The organism is Bradyrhizobium sp. WBAH42 (assembly GCF_024585265.1).
Lineage (GTDB): Bacteria > Pseudomonadota > Alphaproteobacteria > Rhizobiales > Xanthobacteraceae > Bradyrhizobium.
In genome coordinates this window covers 4,050,447-4,066,163 of the sequence record NZ_CP036533.1, presented here as the reverse complement: position 1 = coordinate 4,066,163, position 15,717 = coordinate 4,050,447, and the positions used below count along the sequence as shown (strand labels likewise).

Sequence of the window (15,717 nt, the reverse complement as noted above, 5' to 3'; positions counted from 1 at the left end):
TTAACCCTTCCATGATCGCATCCATCCTCCAGTTCATGCGGCGCGACGTCACGCGCGGTGTCGTCGGGACCATCCTGCTCAAGGTTGGCAGCGGCGTGCTCGCGTTCGCATTGTTCTCGCTGGCGGCGCGGACGATGTCGCCTGACGGCTTCGGCATCTTTGCGACCTGGCTTTCGGTGGCGCAGATCGCGGCCGTCGTGGGACTGGTCGGCCAGGAATCCTTGCTGGTGCGATTCCTGAACGAATATCAGGTCGGCGAAAGGCCGGACCTTACCAAAGGCGTCCTCCAATCGAGCTTGAAGATCACCTCGCTCGCAATGCTGATCGTGATCGGCGGCATCGCGATCGCCGCGAGCATGAGAGGCGACTGGTGGGTGCTGATCCTCGCGGTGTCGGCCTACACGGCGGTCAATGCCGGATTGATGCTCGGCAGCCAGATCGCGCGCTCGCTGGTCAGCATTCTCATGGGTGAAGGAAACCGCGAGTTCCTCTGGCGGGCCATCGTCGTCTTGTTCCTGCTCGTCATGCTGCTCGCCCATCGCCAACTCGATCCGGCCGAGATGTTCGCGGCGATGACGGTCGCCATGTCGGCCGGCCTTGTTGCGCAGATCGTATCCGTCGCCCGCGTGCTGCCGGATCTGCGCAGTACGCCGGCGCGCTCCGAGACGTCACGCTGGCGATCGAGTGCCCTGCACTTCTGGATCGCATCGATCCTCGAAGTCGCCAACCAATATCTCGACGTCATTCTGGTCTACTGGATGCTGGATCCAACGACCGCAGGAATCTACTTTGCCGCCTCGCGCCTCGCCAACATTTTCGCCATGGTTTCCGCGGCACTTTACACGTTCGGGGCGCGCCGGCTCCCGTCGCTGTATTTCAGCAAGAACCACAGGGAGTTCGAGCGGACCTCGCGCTTGATGGCGGAAGTGACTGCGCTCAGCGTCGTCGCCGGTCTCGCCACGATCTGGATCGGCGGCCCCTATCTCCTCAACCTGTTCGGACCTCATTTCGCCGAGCAGCATTCGGTCCTGATCGTGCTCGCAATCGGAACCGCCATCCAGGCAGCGGGCGGCCCGTCGGCTGCGATCCTGCAGCTGACCGGCCATGAACGAATCTATGTGCCGGTTGTCGCCGCCAGCGTCGCGCTGCGGCTCGTCGGATTTCTCGTCCTCATTCCCTTCCTCGGCGTGCTTGGCGCGGCGATTTCGACGACCGTGTCGCTCGCGCTCGCGACGATTGCGCTGAACGTCCTCTGTCGCCGGCGAAGCGGGGTCGATCCTTCCGTTCTCGTGCTGTTGCGCTTCCCTGCATCGAGGCGCGGCAACTACGCAGTTCGCAGCGCGGAATCACGTGATTAGGTGTCACGTGCCGCTCGGGTCATCCGCAGGACCGATTGGTTAACGCGCCCGCTGTGCGCCAGCCGGGAACCAGCGGAAATGCTGCGCGAACGACGTCGTCGCCATAGCCTCGCATTAACTCCGTTTGTTGCAAGTCGGTGTCCGCGAGACGCCCGCATGATAGGTACGGAGTTAAGAAGGTGAAGATTTCCTTTCTTTAGCGGGTCGGGATCCGTGCTCCACTATCAGCCGAACAAGGACTTGGGCGAGACGAGCGCGACGGCACCTGCGCGGCCGGACGGCGATGGGCGAAAACTTCACGTGCTTCTCGCACAAACCCAGGCCGAGAACGCCGGTGCACAGGAGATCTCCCGGCTGCTCGGCGCCGGCCTGACCGCGCGCGGTTACCGGGTCACCAACCTGTTCTTCTTCCGCAAATCGGACTCCTTCGACGAGCCGCCCGATACGCTCTACTGCGCGCCAAGCCGGCCGGGCAATCCGCTGGCGCTGCTGCGGATGCTGTGGACGCTCGGCCGCCACATCAGATCCACCAGGCCCGACGCCGTCCTGACGTTCCAGCATTTCGGCAACGTCATCGGCGCCGGCGTCACGCGCCTCGTCAGCCGTGCACCGGTCGTCGCCAATCAGGTTTCATCCGCGCTGGCGATGAGCCGGCCGGTCCGCACCGCCGACATCGCCATGGGCAGCCTCGGCTTCTTCGATTGCATCACGCTCAATTCGCGGGACATGGAGCGCGAATATTCGCGCTACCCCGCGGCCTACCGGTCGCGCATGGTGCATGTGCCGCACGGCTTCGACGACAAGGCCCTCACCCTGTCGAAGGAAGCGGCGCGGCAGCGATTCAATCTGCCGCCGGATCGCGTCCTGCTTGGCTGCGCCGCACGGCTGCATCCGCACAAGCGGCTCGATCTGGCGATACGTCTGCTGCCGGATCAACCGTCCTGGCATCTTGCGCTCGCCGGCCAGGGAGCCGACGAGGCCCGGCTGAGGCAACTGGCGAACGACTTGAACGTCTCGGACCGTCTGCATTTGCTCGGGGAGATTCCTCCCGGCCGGATGGCGGACTTCCTCGCCTGTCTCGATGTGTTCGTCTTTCCGACCCAGGCCGAGACCTTCGGTCTGGCTGCCGTCGAGGCCGCCAACGCCGGTGTTCCCTCCGTCGTGACCGATCTTCCCGTCCTGCGCGAAGTGCTGTTCTACGAAGGCAGACCAACTGCACTCTTCGTCGATGCCTCCGATCATGCGCAGCTCTCCGCGTCCGTCTCGAGGCTGCTGACCGACACGCAATTGCGCGACGACCTGCGACAAAACGCCAAAGGCCTGCGGCTGCGCTATTCGGTAGATGCCATGGTCGAGGAATACGTCCGAATTCTCGACCAGGTCGTTTGACCTGATTCGCTGGAACAGATTGGCTCGACATGATCATCGAGTTTCGCTGTGAACGTGAGTACGCGCGACGCTGGATGGACCGCAGGACGCTGTCGGTCGACGGCCGGGACGTGCCGGTGCAAGTTGCATGGACGGCATCGGCGGAGTCACGGCCGGCGGGTCTCGATGCCCTGTTCGAGCTCGAGCGCCTGGTGTTGCACAAGGGCAAGCACAGCAGGGCCGACAGGCTGACGATCGGCTCCGAACCAGCACGCGCCAGCGTCGGCACGGCCGACGTGATCGTCGATTTCACGAGTGCCCCACGCGATCCGGCCAGCCCTGCCCGGCTGTATCTCCGGCCGCTGTTCAACGGCGTCGCCGGTGAAAATGCCGCGATCGCCGCCATCCTCGCCGGCGACCTGCCGGTGATCGAGATCGTCAACGAGATCGACGGCTCAGTCCTCGACCGCGGCCATCCGTCCGGAGAGATTGCCGCAGGCCTCAGCGGTGGGCTCGAAACGATCATGGCGCGGACTCTGACCATGCTGGCGGCGATCCTGTCGGGAAGGCCGCGCATCGTGCCGCAGCTGCCGCACCCCGCTGGAATTGGCTCGCGACGCGGCGCGGTTGGCTACGTCGCGCGCGGCCTTGCCGTATCGATCGCCAAGGAGATCTATCGGCTCTGCTGCTATGCCCCGCATTGGCATATCGGATGGCGCTTCAACGACGGCGCAGGCGTCTGGCAGACCGGAGACCTGTCGGGTCCAGGCTGGAACGTTCTGAGAGATCCTGGAAACCACTTCTATGCCGATCCCTTTCCCGTCACCTGGCAGGGCCGGACCTTCGTCTTCTTCGAGGATCTCGATCACCGCGTCGGAAAAGGCATCATCTCGGCGATCGAGTTCGCCGACGCGGGGCCAGTCGGCGAGGTGATGCCGGTGCTCGAGGAGCCCTGTCACCTCTCCTATCCGTTCGTGATCGAGGACGATGGCGAGCTCTGGATGATCCCGGAGAGCTCGACCCGCGGGGACGTCGCCCTCTACAAATGTGTTCGGTTTCCGGACAAATGGGAGCGATACGCAACGCTCCTTTCCGGCCTCGAGCTGGCCGACGTCACGATCACGCGCCACAACGGCCTGTATTATCTGTTTGGCGCCTGGCGCGACGGAACGGCTGGCTATTCGGATTCGCTGGCGATCTACCACGCCGATCGACTCTTGGGGCCCTGGTTGCCCCACGCCAGCAATCCCGTCCTGATCGACCGTGCAAGCACGCGGCCGGCAGGAAACTTCGTCACACTCGATAACAAGCTGTGGCGACCGGTCCAGGACTGTACCGACGGATACGGCGCAGCGCTTGCCCTGGCGGAAGTGGTCGAACTGTCGCCGACGGCATTCAAGCAGATCGTCCGCCATGCTCTGAAGCCCGGACCGGCATGGCCCGGCAGGAAGCTGCATACCCTGAACCGCTGCGGCCGCCTCGAGCTGATCGACGGATCGCGCGTCCAACCCAAGACCAGTCTCTTCGCGAGCGCAATTCCGTCGGCCGTGTCACCTGCGCGAACCAATCCCTCCACCGCGCGCTAGCTGCCGCTTGCTAGCCCGGCGTCTTCGCGTGCACCGCGCGCGAGTGCGCGGCCGAGCACGCGTGCGATCGTCCCGGCCTGCGATGCGTTGCCGCGCCAAGCCACGATCTGGTCGGGACGTATCAGGGCGAGATCCGCCTCGTAGAGATCGCGAAACGATCTGGGCAGCGTGACCAGCCTTACATCGGCCCCGATCCCGCGGACGGTCTCAGCGAATGACGCATGGGCCGACATCACGTCCCCAAACTGAAGCAACGTCCATTCGAAACCGAACAGGTCGTACAGCGACATGCCGTCCTCCAGCCACGCATGCGGTGCGCGGCCGCCGGGACAGGCGGTGGGAATGTAGACGTTGGCGGCATCCGGCGGCGGCTCGCTGCCATCGGGGACGATGATCGGCGAGCCGTCGTAGCGCCCGCCAAAGGTGACGCCGGGGATGTTGAACTCGGCGCGGGCGTGCTGATCGAGATAGGCGCCCGCGATCCGCCGCGCTTCGTGGCCGGCGTCCGTCGCATCCTCGATCTCCGGCGCCGGCGCGAAGAGGCCGAGCGAATCGGCGAAGCGCCGCGCATAATCGGTGTTGCGGAGCGCTACCGGACGCCGCTCGACCTCGTAGCTGCCGAGCAGTGCCGCCGGGCTCACGCCCTTGACGACGCTTGCGAGCTTCCAGCCGAGATTGACCGCATCCTCGATCGCGGTGTTGTAGCCGAGCCCGCCGGTCGGCGTGAACAGATGCGCCGCGTCGCCGCCGAGGAAGATTCTGCCCCGCTGCATCCCGTTCGCGACCAGTGCGTGACCGGCGGTCCAGGTCAGAAAGGACAGAACTTCGCAATCGATCGGCGCACCGCAGGCGCGCTGGAACGCGGCTTTGGCCTCGTTGATCGTGATCGCACTTTCGTCCTCGCCCCGCCGCAGCTGCGTGTGGAACGCAAATTCATCACGGCCGTTCACCGAGGCCATGAAGGCGCGGCGGTCGCCGTTGAAGCAATTGTACATCCACGCTTTCGCGTGGGGGACGCGTGCGTAGAAGTCGGGCGAGCGGAGATAGACCGCCAGCATGCGGCCGCCCATGAAATCGCGCTGCGTCCCGGTCTCGCCGCCATAGACGATCCCGAGCGATTGGCGAACCATGGAGCGCGGCCCGTCCGCCCCGACCAGGAAGTCGGCGCCGATCCGGAAGCGGCTGCCATCGTCGAGACATTCGACCTCGCCGACGATACCGTCATCGCTTTCGGTGTAGCCGATCAGCCGGTGACCGTAGTTGAGCTTGATGCCGGGGAGCCGTTCGGCGTGGCGGCGCAGCACCGCCTCGACATATTTCTGCGAGACCCGATGCGGCAGCTCCGCCGCGCTCCAGGAGCCCGACAGGCCCTTGATCAGCTCGCCCGCCCGCGACGCCGGCGGCAGCGCGAACCGCGCCAGCTCGTAGCCGGTATAGCGCGTGAAATAGGCAACATCGGTCGGGTAGTCCGCGGGCAGACCTTCGCGTCTGATCTCGTCGGCAAAGCCTAGCCGTCGATAGTGCTCCATCGAGCGCGCCTGCGTCGCATTGGCTTGCGGATTGAAGGCCGTGCCCGGCTTTTCATCGACCAGGATCGCGGATACGCCGCGGCGGCCGAGCTCGTTCGCCAGCATCAGCCCACAAGGGCCTCCGCCCACGATGAGCACCGCGGCCGTCAGACGAGTCTCCAAGACGCTTCTCCCTACCAGCATCATCCAGCATGGTAAGGTCACCTGACTATTTCGTCAAGTTGCCTGACTAATCGGGATCGTCGAGCGTATCGAACTCCGTGCCATACGCCGCGAGGCCCTTCAGGATCGCGTCCATCGTGGCCTTGCCGAGCTCGGCGCGCATCTCCCACTCGGCGACGTCGACGGCATCGCGGAACGCATCGAGCCATTTGCGCCCCGTGGGCGTGAACATGACGATGCGCGCGCGCCGGTCGGTCGGATCGGCGATGCGATCGACGAGGCCGAGCGCGGCACATTGATCGACCAGCTCGCCCATCGCCTGCTTGCTCATGGAGGCGCGGCGGGCGAGCTCGGTGAGCCGCGTCCCCTCAACGTCGAGATTGCGCGTGAGGCTGACATGGGCGATGCGCGTCTCGTCGTGGCCCCGCTCGCTCATCAATTCGAGCACACGGCCTTCGAAGCGCCGCACCGCGTTATTGAGCAGGCGGCCGATATTGGCATGCCGCCACGCCGTGCCTGACGTCCTGGATTTCACCGGATCTGCTTTCCGAATCGACCGATCGAGATCGTGGAAAGCTAGCACAGGCATCGCTGCGTACTACCGGTGAGCACGCAGGGTATCGGCGGCGGGCGGCGCGATCGAACCGCCGCCCGTCATCTCTCATGCTTCGAACGTCTCCAGCAGCGGACGATGCCTTACTGGGAGCGATCCGAGGTCCAGCCCTTGTACTCGGCGACGTTGTCCCTGGTCACGAGCTTTGACGGCAGCAGCTCGACGGTCGAGGCCGGCTTCTGGCCGTTGAGAATGCCGACGCCGACCTGCACCGCGCGCCGCGCCATGAAGAACGGGTCCTGCGAAGCAGAAGCCTGGATCTGCGGCGACTGCGGATCTTTCAGCGCGGCCTCGATATCGGGCGCGCCGTCGACCGCCGTGATGATCATGCCGCTGCGGTTCTGCTGGCGCGCCGCAAGGTCGGTGCCGATCGCCTGCGGATCGTTGATGGCGAAGATGGCGTCGATCTTGGGGAAGCGGGTCAGATAGCCCTGCGCGACGGTGAGACCGCCCTCGCGCGAGCCCTTGCCGTCCTGGTCGCTGGACAACACCTTGATGCCGGGATTTTTCGAGAAGACATTCTTGCAGCCGACGACACGGTCGATGACGGCGGAGACCTGTGGCCCGTTCTCGATGATGACGTCACCCTTGCCGCCCAATTTGTCGACGATGTACTGGCAGGAGATCTCGCCGGCCTGCACGTTGTTCGTGGTCACGGTGGCATCGGCACCCTCAGCCGCGGTGTCGACCGCGACGACGACGATGCCCGCGGCTTGCGCCTTCTTGATGGCCGGCCCGATCGCCTTGGGATCGCCGGGATTGAGCAGGATCAGGTCGACGCCGGCGGCGATGAAATTGTCGATCTGGGTGACCTGCTTGCCGAGGTCGTATTCGAAGCCGACCGCCGTGATCTTCACGTTGGGATTGGTCTTCTTGGCCTCGAACTCGGCGCCCTTCGACAGCGCGACGAAGAACGGGTTGCCCATCGATCCCAGCGAGACGCCGATCGACTTGAGCTCCTTGGCGAAGGATGGTGCGGTGGTCAGGGCAAGTGCCGTGGCGGCACCGGCGAGCATGATCGTCTTCAACATGGACTTCCTCCCTGGTCTGTCTTCGTCCCCGGCGCGGCAGACCAGTTGCCGCAACGGAATTTCGTATCACGCCATGCGCACATCGTTGCGCGCCCGGCCTCTCACGTTCTCGCGGAGCCTTGCAGCCGGTAGCGGTCCAGCGCCACGGCGCCGATGATCACCAGGCCCTTGATCACATATTGCCAGATGTCGGAGACGCCGATGAGGATGAGGCCGTTGGACAGCACGGCGATGATCAGTGCGCCGACCAGCGTGCCCCAGATCGAGCCGATGCCGCCGACGAACGAGGTGCCGCCGAGGATCACGGCGGTGATCGCATCGAGCTCATAGGACTGGCCGAGCTGGAGGCCGTTGGCCGCATAGAGGCGCGCCGCCTGCATGCCACCGCCGAGCCCGGCGAAAAGTCCGGAGATGCCGTAGACGAAGATCAGGACGGCCCAGACCTTGATGCCGGCCAGCCGCGCCGCGCTCTCGTTTCCGCCCACTGCATAGATATGCACTCCGAGCACGGTCCGGCGCAGCACCAGCCAGGAGACGAGAATGACGAGCAAGGCGATCACCGAGAGCCAGGGGATCGACGCGACGCCGGGAATGAGCGTCAGCGAGCCGTTGCCGATGAAGGCATAGGGAATGGAGGGATTGAACACGGTGGTGTCGGCCCCGAGCAGCCGCGCCAGGCCGCGCACCGCGGTGAGCGAGCCGAGCGTGACGATGAAAGGCGGCAGGCGAAGCAGCGCAATCAGCGCGCCGTTGACGATTCCGAAGCCGAGGCCGGTGAGCAGCGCGGCCGGCAGCCACAGCATCCCGAGCTCCGGCAGCTTGGAGAGCGTCAATCCCGCCATTGCGGAGGCCGCCAGGATCGAGCCGACCGATAGGTCGATGCCGCCGGTGAGGATGACAAAGGTCATGCCGGCGGCGAGCACGGTGTTCACAGCGGCCTGCTGCAATACGATGCCGAGATTTTGTCCGGTGAAGAAGCGGCCTTCGGAGAGCACGTTGAAGCCGATGCAGAGGATCAGCAGCACCGGCAACATGCCCAGCGCACTGATCAGCATCCGCATCCGCTGGCGCCTTGTTTCTGCGGCAGCTCCGTTGGTCGTGGTCGATGCCGGCTTCGCCCCCACACCACCATTGTCAGGCATCGAGATGCTCCATCCCCGTGGCTAGCCCCATGATGTCTTCCTGCGCCAGCGGCGAATTCGGGCCGCGGGTGACCTCGCCGGCGATGTGCCCCGCACGCATCACGACGACGCGGTCGCAGATGCCGATGATCTCGGGCAGATCGGATGAGATGACGAGGATCGCGGTGCCGGCCTTGGCGAGATTATCGATGATCGAATAGATTTCAGACTTGGCACCGACATCGACGCCGCGCGTCGGCTCGTCGAGAATCAGGACCTTCGGTGCGATGGCGAGTAGCCGCGACAGCAGCACCTTCTGCTGGTTGCCGCCTGACAGGCCGCCGGCGGGAACGCCGGCATTGGTGGCGCGAATGCTGAGGCCCGCAAAGGCGCGGTCGGCGCGCTCGCGTGCCTTGTCGCGATCAAGAAACCAGCCGAGCTTCGCATCGCGGCCGAGCACGGCGAGGTTGATGTTGTCCAGACACGACATGTCGAGAAACAGGCCGAGCGCCTTCCTGTCTTCCGTGAGATAGGCGATACCGGCCTCGAGCGCCTCGCCCGGCGTGCGGATATCGACCGGACGCCCCTCCAGCTCGAGCCGGCCCGAGGTTTTCGGCGACGCACCGATGATGAGATGGGCAAGCTCGGTGCGGCCGGCGCCGATCAGGCCGGCGAGGCCGACCACCTCACCCGCATGCACGGCGAGCGAGCAGCCCTTGACGCGCTGGCCATCGGCCATGTCGATCGCCGCGAGCACGGAATGCCCCCGCCCCGCCTCCGGATCATGGTCCTTCTTGTAGAACGAGGAGACGTCGCGACCGACCATCAGTCGCACGATGGTGTCGGCGCGAATTTCGGGCTTGTCGAGCGAGCCGACCAAGCGGCCGTCGCGCAGCACGGTGACCCGATCGCCGAGCGCGTAGACCTCGTCCATCCGATGCGAGATGTAGATGATGGCAAGCCCCTCGGCGCGAAGCTGGCGGATCAGCGCGAACAGCCGCTCGCTTTCGGCGGCCGACAAGGAGGTGGTCGGCTCGTCCATGATGAGAATCTTTGATCTGACATGCAGCGCACGCGCGATCTCGACCAGCTGCCGCTGGCCCATGGACAGATGCGCCACCAGCGTCGAGGGCAGGAAGTCGGCGCCCAGTCGTTTCAGGATCGGGCCGACGCCCTCGCGCATGGCGCCGCGCGCCAGCAAGCCCGAGCGCGACATCTCCCGGCCCAGATAGATGTTCTCGGCAACGCTGAGATTGGGAGCGAGCGACAGCTCCTGGTAGATGATGGAGATGCCCGCCGCGCGGCCGCCGAGCGGGCCTTCGATCCGCACCGCCCTGCCCTCGATGCGAATCTCGCCGCCCGGATCGGGCCGGTAGGCGCCGGACAGGATCTTCATCAGCGTCGACTTGCCGGCGCCGTTCTCACCCATCAGGGCGTGAATTTCGCCGGGATAGACGGTGAGATCGACGGCCCGCAGCGCCTTGATGCCGAAGAAGGTCTTTGAGACCCCGCGCATCTCGAGGATCGGATCGTTCATCGTGCCTCCCGGCGCACAATGCGTTTCCCACCCGCGTCTCGTTTCTCGGCAACGCGGTTTGGTCATTAAACAAAAGCGGTGACGCAGGGCAATACCGAAGGCGAGTATACCGAAGTATGCAAACCAGATTGGGCCAGCTAGTGGCGCGGCCGATACAGTACGCGCCAGGCGGGAAGCCGTTCGGCGTAGGCATCGACCAGTGCAGCGTCGGGCTCGAATGTTTCGATGCGCTGCGGCCGCACGCATACGTCACCGATTGCCTCACCCGTGACAGCAAGCCGCCCCAATCTCGCCGCACCGAACGCGGCACCGGTCTCACCTCCGGCAAAGCGATGCACTGGAACATTGAGCACATTCGCCAGCACCGAGAGCCAGAAGGCCGAGCGCGAACCACCGCCGATCACATCTGCTTCCGCAATCTCAATACCGGCACCGGCGAGCGCATCGCGGCAATCGGCAAGCGCGAAGGCAACGCCTTCGAGCACCGCCTGCACGATCGCCGCGCGATCGGTGCCATGACTGAGGCCATCCAGCATGCCGCGCACGACGGGATCGTCGTGCGGCGTCCGCTCGCCGGCGAGATAAGGCAGGAAGCTCACGGGCGACGGTGCCCGCGGTCGCGCTCCAAGCGGCGCCAGCAGTTCCGCCTCGGTGGCGCCGAACAGGCGCGCGAGCCAGGCGAGGCAGGAGGCGGCCGAGAGGATCGCGCCGGCCTGAATCCACATGCCGGGAATGGCGTGGCAGAACGTGTGCACGACGCGATCGGGATTGGCGGCGATCCTGTCGGTCGGGGCCATGAGGGCCCCCGAGGTTCCCAGCGACACGAATGCGGCTCCCGGCCGGACTGCGCCGATACCGACGGCGCCCGCCGGATTGTCGCCGGCCCCGCCCGCGATCACCGGCTGCCTGACCATGCCCCAGCGCCGCGCGAACTCGCTGCGCAGCGTGGTTGCGGGCGCGCATCCCTCGACCAGGCGCGGCATGTGCGCGCGTGACAAGCCGGTCGCTTCCAGTGCTGCGTCCGACCAATCGCGGCGCGCCGCGTCGAGCCACAGCGATCCCGAAGCATCCGAGACATCCTCGACGGCCTCGCCCGACAGCACAAGGCGCAGATAGGCCTTTGGCAGCAGAACGAGCTTCGTCGCCGCAAAGATCTCGGGCTCGTGCGCGGCGATCCAGAGCAGTTTTGGCGCGGTGAAGCCCGGCATCGCCTTGTTGCCCGTCACCGCGCGCAAGGCGGGCCAGCGTTGCTCCAGGACACGGCACTCGTTGGCCGATCGTCCGTCGTTCCAGAGGATGCAGGGCCGCAGCGGCCTCAAGCTCGCATCCAGCAGCGTGGCGCCATGCATCTGGCCGGACAGTCCGATGCCTTGGACCGCCGCCAACGCATCGGCGTGCGACGCCTTGAGGGCATCCAGCGTGGCAAAGGTCGCATCGATCCACTGCGCCGGATCCTGCTCGGAATAGCCCGATTGCGGCGAGACGGTCGCGAGCGGCCGGCTCTCGCTTGCGATCACGCGCTGGGCATCGTCGACGAGAACCGTCTTGACCGCCGACGTGCCGAGATCGATGCCGAGATACATGGATGCTTCCCGCTCACTTCGCCGCGTCGATCCAGATCCCCGGCTCCGAATGGTCCCGGATGTAGCTGACGAGGAAATCGGAGAACACCCTGATCTTGGCGGGCAGCCTGACGCGATTCTGATAGGCGATGTTCATGGTGAGCAACGGCAGCTGCCAATCCCTGAGGACAGGCACCAGCCGGCCGGCCGCGATATCGCCCTGCACGATATAGAGCGGCTGGATCAGGATGCCGAGCCCCGCACGCGCTGCACCGCAGATGATCTGGCCGTCATTGCTGTCGAGCGTCGGCGCGATCCGGATCGTCTGCGTCGTGCTGCCCTGGCTCAGCCGCAGCGAGTAGGGATCATTGGCGAGGTTGTAGATCAGCATGTTGTGACGGGCGAGATCGGCGGGATGCTCGGGCCGGCCGTGCTTCTCCAGATAGGACGGAGCCGCCGCAAGCACGCGGTGCATCTGGCCGATGCGGCGGACGATGATGTTGGAATCCGGCTCGTGCTCCCGGGTCCGGATCGCGACGTCGATGCCGGCTTCGATGAAGTCGGGGTAGCGGTTTGCGCTGATGATCTGCACGCTGAGATTGGGATAGAGCGCGCGGAAGGCGGGCAGCATCGGCGCGAGATAGATCATCGCGAAGGACAGCGAAGACGTCACGCGCAGCATGCCCTTCGGCGACAACGCGCGGTCGGAGACGGCGTCCTCGGCTTCGGCGAGCTCGTTCAGGAGCGTGCTGCAACGCTGCAAGAGCTCCTGCCCGGCTTCGGTCAGCCATTGCCGGCGCGTGTTGCGCTCGATCAGCCGGACCGCCAGCCGCTCCTCCAGCGCACTGAGATGGCGGCTCGCGGCCGCGTTCGACATCCGCAGGATTTCGGCGGCCTTGGAAAGGCTGCCGAGCTCAGCGGTTTTGGAGAAGACCTCGAGTTGGAGGAGCCGGTCCATTTTTGCGAAAACAGGAAAAGAGACTTACAAATTTTGACCTTTATTTCCGTTTTCTGCAAGGCAAAATGGCGCCAACAAAGCACCATTGCAGGCGAGGAAATCAGGAAATGTCGGGCCCGATCAGGCACATCGTGATGTGGCGGCTGCGCGGGGAGAGCCCCGAGGAGCGCTCCGCCGCCCGGCTCAAGGTCAAGACCCTGTTCGAGGGCCTCAAGGGCCGGATCGACGGCCTCACCCATATCGAAGTCGGCATGGACGTCAGCGCGGTCGATTACGCCTGCGACGTCGTGCTGTTCTCCGAATTCACGGACCAGGCGGCGCTGGCCGCCTACGCCAACCACCCGGAACATCTGCGGGTGCGCGAGGCGTTGGGCGACTTGCGGATCGGGCGCTTCCAGGTCGATTATCCCATCAAAGAGACCGGCGCATGATCGGTTCGTTCACCTTCGAAAACCTGCCTTGCCGCGTCGTGTTCGGCAGCGGAACGTTGGCTAACGCCAAGGCCGAGGTCGAGCGGCTCGGCGGCGAGCGTGCGCTGGTGCTGACGACGCCGCAGCAGGAGGCGCAGGGCAAGAGCTTGGGGGCCGCGCTCGGTCCGCTCTATGCCGGCATCTTTCCCGGCGCCACCATGCACACGCCGGTCGAGGTCACGGAACGCGCGCTCGCGGCGATGAAGGCATGCGAGGCCGATTGCGTCGTCTCGCTCGGAGGCGGCTCGACCACCGGACTAGGCAAGGCGCTGGCCTTGCGCACCGGTGTGAACCAGCTCTGCATCCCCACCACCTATGCCGGCTCGGAGATGACGCCGATCGTCGGCCAGACCGAGAACGGGCTGAAGACCACGGTGCGCGATGCGGCCGTGCTGCCGGAGACCGTGATCTACGACGTCGACTTGACGCTGACGCTGCCGGCGGGTCTCGCCGCAACATCCGGCATCAACGCCATCGCGCATGCGGTGGAGGCACTCTACGCGCGCGATGCCAATCCCGTGACGTCGCTGATGGCCGAAGAAGGCATCCGCGCGCTGGCGCGTGCCCTGCCCGCCATTGCCGCCAAAAGCGACGATCGCGAGGCCCGCACCGAAGCCCTTTATGGCGCCTGGCTGTGCGGTGTCTGCCTCGGCACCGTCGGCATGGCGCTGCATCACAAGCTCTGCCACACGCTCGGCGGCACGTTCGACCTGCCGCACGCCGAAACGCATACCATCGTGCTCCCGCACGCGCTGGCCTACAACGCCCCGGCCGTGCCCGATGCGATGGCGCGCATCTCGCGGGCGATCGGTGCGGCCGATGCATCGCAGGGACTTTACGATCTCGCCAAGGGGCTTGGTGCGAAGCTGGCGCTACGCGATGTCGGCATGCCCGAGAGCGGAATCGACAAGGCCGCCGATCTCGCCGTCACCAACGCCTATTGGAACCCGCGCCCGCTCGAGCGTGGCGCCATTCGCGACTTGATTGCGCGCGCCTTCGCCGGCGAGCCGCCAAGCGCCGTCAAAGCGGCGGCGTAAGGCAATGCGGCGCACGCTGATCAGATCGGCCATTGTCATCAGCATGGATGACGCGATCGGCGATCTCCTGACCGGCGATGTGCTGGTCGAGGGCAACCGGATTGCCGATGTGCGCCCGTCGATCGACGTTGGAGCCGACACCGAGGTCGTCGACGGCGTGGGCCGCATCGTCATTCCAGGCCTGATCAACGCGCATATGCACACCTGGCAGACGGGCTTGCGCGGCTTTGCCGCGAACTGGACGTTGCTGGAATATTTCCGCCGCATGCATGCGGGCCTCGCGACCGTGTTCCGGCCCGACGACATCTACATCGCGACCCTCGTCGGCGCGCTGAACCAGATCAATCACGGCATCACCACGCTGGTCGACTGGTGCCACAACAACCCGACGCCCGATCATACCGACGCCGCCGTGCGCGGCCTGATCGAAAGCGGCATCCGCGCCGCGTTCTTCCACGGCTCGCCCAAACCGGAGCCGAAACCGGGCGAGCCGCATTTCTCGGAAGTGCCGCATCCGCGCCGCGAGGTCGAGCGGCTGCTGGCGGGCCCCCTCGCCGACCGCGACGGCCTCGTCACGCTCGGGCTCGCCATTCTCGGTCCCCACTATTCGACGCTCGACGTCGCCATGCACGATTTCCACCTGGCGCGGGAGCTGAACTTGACCGCCTCGATGCATCAGGGCGGCGGTCCGGCCAAGACGCCTGGCGGCTGGGAGAAGCTGCTCGAGGCCGGCCTCGTCGGCCCCGGCGTCAATATCGTCCATGGCAATGATCTGCCGGATGATCTGCTCGATCGTCTCGTCGATCTCGGTGTGTCCTTCTCGGTCACACCCGAGAACGAGATGATCCAGGGCCATGGCTTTCCGATCACCGGACGCCTTCTGAAGCGCGGCGTGCGGCCGACCATCGGCATTGATCTGGAATCCGTGCTGGCGGGCGATCTGCTCTCCGCCGCGCGCGTTGCGCTGTCGATGCAGCGGGCGCTCGACAATGCGGAGTCGCGCAAGACCAGTGACACGATCCCGGCGACGACCACGATTCCGCTGCGCGAAGCGCTGCGCTGGATCACGACGGAAGGCGCCCGCATGCTCGGGCTCGAGCACCAGATCGGTTCGCTGACGCCGGGCAAGCTCGCCGACCTCGTGATCATCAACGCCTCCGATCTCAATCTCCATCCGGTGCACGATCCCGTCGCAACCGTCGTGATGCAGACGAGCCTCGCCAACATCGAGGCCGTCATGATCGGCGGCGCCTGGAAGAAGCGGAGCGGCCGGCTGCTGGTCGAGGGACTCGAGACGAAGAAGGAGCTGCTGGCGCAATCCGGCCGGCGGCTGGTGCAAGACATCGAACGACAGGGACGCGCCGCCTGAAGGCGCCAATGGACAA

13 protein-coding genes are annotated in these 15,717 nt (G+C 65.6%); 6 read left to right on the top strand and 7 right to left on the bottom strand.

Annotation, left to right across the window (positions count from 1 at the left end):
• Positions 1-11: 11 nt before the first annotated feature.
• From DCG74_RS18810 to DCG74_RS18800, 3 genes are all read left to right on the top strand, one after another.
• Positions 12-1,358 (top strand): lipopolysaccharide biosynthesis protein, encoded by a 1,347-nt coding sequence (locus DCG74_RS18810; RefSeq protein ID WP_172784428.1) that lies wholly within the window; start codon positions 12-14, stop codon positions 1,356-1,358.
• Positions 1,359-1,571: 213 nt separating this feature from the next.
• A complete protein-coding gene (locus DCG74_RS18805; RefSeq protein ID WP_172784427.1) occupies positions 1,572-2,747 on the top strand; it encodes a glycosyltransferase family 4 protein in 1,176 nt (391 codons plus the stop codon).
• A gap of 29 nt (positions 2,748-2,776) precedes the next feature.
• Positions 2,777-4,312 carry a hypothetical protein gene (locus DCG74_RS18800; RefSeq protein ID WP_172784426.1) on the top strand — a complete coding sequence of 512 codons (1,536 nt, stop codon included), beginning with the start codon at positions 2,777-2,779 and terminating at the stop codon, positions 4,310-4,312.
• Here DCG74_RS18800 and DCG74_RS18795 read toward each other — a convergent pair.
• The 7 genes from DCG74_RS18795 to DCG74_RS18765 form a co-directional block, all read right to left on the bottom strand.
• Positions 4,309-6,024, bottom strand: a complete 1,716-nt coding sequence (locus tag DCG74_RS18795) for an FAD-dependent oxidoreductase (RefSeq protein ID WP_172784636.1) — start codon at positions 6,022-6,024, stop codon at positions 4,309-4,311. The two genes, DCG74_RS18800 and DCG74_RS18795, sit on opposite strands and share 4 nt — an antisense overlap.
• Positions 6,025-6,070: 46 nt before the next feature.
• On the bottom strand, positions 6,071-6,538 hold the full coding sequence (locus DCG74_RS18790) for a MarR family winged helix-turn-helix transcriptional regulator (protein ID WP_172784425.1): 468 nt from the start codon (positions 6,536-6,538) through the stop codon (positions 6,071-6,073).
• 161 nt (positions 6,539-6,699) lie between these two features.
• Entirely contained in the window at positions 6,700-7,647 is a 948-nt protein-coding gene (locus tag DCG74_RS18785) for an ABC transporter substrate-binding protein (RefSeq protein WP_172784424.1), read from the bottom strand.
• A 101-nt stretch (positions 7,648-7,748) separates the two neighbouring features.
• Entirely contained in the window at positions 7,749-8,789 is a 1,041-nt protein-coding gene (locus tag DCG74_RS18780; RefSeq protein ID WP_172784423.1) for a ribose ABC transporter permease, read from the bottom strand.
• Complete coding sequence (locus DCG74_RS18775; RefSeq protein WP_172784422.1) at positions 8,782-10,305, bottom strand: sugar ABC transporter ATP-binding protein; 1,524 nt, start codon at positions 10,303-10,305, stop codon at positions 8,782-8,784. Before DCG74_RS18775 ends, DCG74_RS18780 begins: the two co-directional genes overlap by 8 nt.
• 137 nt (positions 10,306-10,442) lie before the next feature.
• Entirely contained in the window at positions 10,443-11,888 is a 1,446-nt protein-coding gene (gene xylB, locus DCG74_RS18770; RefSeq protein ID WP_172784421.1) for a xylulokinase, read from the bottom strand.
• Positions 11,889-11,901: 13 nt separating this feature from the next.
• Complete coding sequence (locus DCG74_RS18765) at positions 11,902-12,825, bottom strand: LysR family transcriptional regulator (protein ID WP_172784420.1); 924 nt, start codon at positions 12,823-12,825, stop codon at positions 11,902-11,904.
• 107 nt (positions 12,826-12,932) lie between these two features.
• On the opposite strand from DCG74_RS18765, the gene DCG74_RS18760 reads away from it, so the two are divergent.
• The 3 genes from DCG74_RS18760 to DCG74_RS18750 are packed head-to-tail and all read left to right on the top strand — an operon-like array spanning position 12,933 to position 15,701.
• The gene (locus DCG74_RS18760; protein ID WP_036005173.1) at positions 12,933-13,256 is read left to right on the top strand and encodes a Dabb family protein; all 324 of its coding nucleotides are present in this window, start codon (positions 12,933-12,935) and stop codon (positions 13,254-13,256) included.
• Positions 13,253-14,332 (top strand): maleylacetate reductase, encoded by a 1,080-nt coding sequence (locus DCG74_RS18755; RefSeq protein ID WP_172784419.1) that lies wholly within the window; start codon positions 13,253-13,255, stop codon positions 14,330-14,332. The genes DCG74_RS18760 and DCG74_RS18755 overlap by 4 nt, the downstream gene beginning before the upstream one ends.
• Positions 14,333-14,336: 4 nt before the next feature.
• Positions 14,337-15,701: an amidohydrolase family protein gene (locus DCG74_RS18750; protein ID WP_172784418.1), complete on the top strand. Its 1,365-nt coding sequence runs from the start codon at positions 14,337-14,339 to the stop codon at positions 15,699-15,701.
• Positions 15,702-15,717 lie beyond the last annotated feature (16 nt).

Coding starts and splice junctions, on each gene's coding strand:
- DCG74_RS18810 (WP_172784428.1), top strand. CDS start 12: ATGATCGCATCCATCCTCCAGTTCATGCGGCGCGACGTCACGCGCGGT.
- DCG74_RS18800 (WP_172784426.1), top strand. CDS start 2,777: ATGATCATCGAGTTTCGCTGTGAACGTGAGTACGCGCGACGCTGGATG.
- DCG74_RS18795 (WP_172784636.1), bottom strand. CDS start 6,024: ATGCTGGTAGGGAGAAGCGTCTTGGAGACTCGTCTGACGGCCGCGGTG.
- DCG74_RS18785 (WP_172784424.1), bottom strand. CDS start 7,647: ATGTTGAAGACGATCATGCTCGCCGGTGCCGCCACGGCACTTGCCCTG.
- DCG74_RS18780 (WP_172784423.1), bottom strand. CDS start 8,789: ATGCCTGACAATGGTGGTGTGGGGGCGAAGCCGGCATCGACCACGACC.
- DCG74_RS18775 (WP_172784422.1), bottom strand. CDS start 10,305: ATGAACGATCCGATCCTCGAGATGCGCGGGGTCTCAAAGACCTTCTTC.
- xylB (WP_172784421.1), bottom strand. CDS start 11,888: ATGTATCTCGGCATCGATCTCGGCACGTCGGCGGTCAAGACGGTTCTC.
- DCG74_RS18765 (WP_172784420.1), bottom strand. CDS start 12,825: ATGGACCGGCTCCTCCAACTCGAGGTCTTCTCCAAAACCGCTGAGCTC.
- DCG74_RS18760 (WP_036005173.1), top strand. CDS start 12,933: ATGTCGGGCCCGATCAGGCACATCGTGATGTGGCGGCTGCGCGGGGAG.
- DCG74_RS18755 (WP_172784419.1), top strand. CDS start 13,253: ATGATCGGTTCGTTCACCTTCGAAAACCTGCCTTGCCGCGTCGTGTTC.
- DCG74_RS18750 (WP_172784418.1), top strand. CDS start 14,337: ATGCGGCGCACGCTGATCAGATCGGCCATTGTCATCAGCATGGATGAC.